This is a genomic window from Acinetobacter sp. SwsAc2 (genome assembly GCF_013391465.1).
In the GTDB taxonomy this organism is placed as follows: domain Bacteria; phylum Pseudomonadota; class Gammaproteobacteria; order Pseudomonadales; family Moraxellaceae; genus Acinetobacter; species Acinetobacter johnsonii.
Genome location: NZ_JACBEZ010000089.1, coordinates 1 through 786 on the forward strand (window position 1 = coordinate 1; position 786 = coordinate 786).

1 pseudogene is annotated in these 786 nt (G+C 37.4%); it reads left to right on the forward strand.

Annotated elements, in window-relative coordinates:
* Nucleotides 1-277 (forward strand): annotated as a pseudogene (locus tag HYI04_RS16790) (mobilization protein (MobL-like)); the annotation flags it as partial.
* Nucleotides 278-786: the final 509 nt, after the last annotated feature.

Below are 786 nucleotides of genomic sequence, written 5' to 3' on the forward strand. Positions count from 1 at the left end.
GCATGCGGCTTTTACAAAAAAAATTGAGACCGAAGCGCAGCAAGAGTTTTCCCAAAAAAGAGCGATACAGCTCGAAAACGACCGAAAAGATCATGAATTGAGGGAACAGCAGTTGCGTAAAGAACGAGAACAACAAGAACAACTCTATGTCTATGAGCAAGAAAGGCGAGAACAAGAACATATGGCATTTTTAAGACGCCAAGAATTGGAGAAACAGCAGAAAAATGAGCCTAAAAAGCCAGAACAAGACAATGATAACGATTACACACCTTGGTAAACCCTGTTTAAACGCAAAAAACCGGGGTTTTTAGCGACTTTTACTAAAAATGTAGGGAAACCATAGTCTATAAGAGTAAAAGCTCTTAGACCTCAAATGAGAGCCTTTAGCGAGTGTCTACGAGCGTCACAATGAAAGTTCGCTTATTCCCCCCTCTGAAAAACCGCTTTTTAGGTGTTATTAGAGAGTTTCTTTAGCAAGTGTCTACGAGCGTCACAATGAAGTTTTTGCTTTTCAAAAAGCATGAGCAAAGCGAATGCATTATTGCTTTTGATTTTTTTAAATTGATATATGTATTAACCAAAAAATTGTCCCTAGAATCGAGCGAAAGCGAGATTCAATAGAGTTTGAGCGTAGCGAAAACCAAGGGCAATTTTTCTTAATTGATGTTTTTAATGTTTTTAATAGTTTTTAATGTTTTTAGCCTACCTTAAAGGCTTGTAGATAAAGGGTTATAGAGGATCACCCCCTACCTTTAGCAGTATATATCCCTACCTTTAGCAGTATAT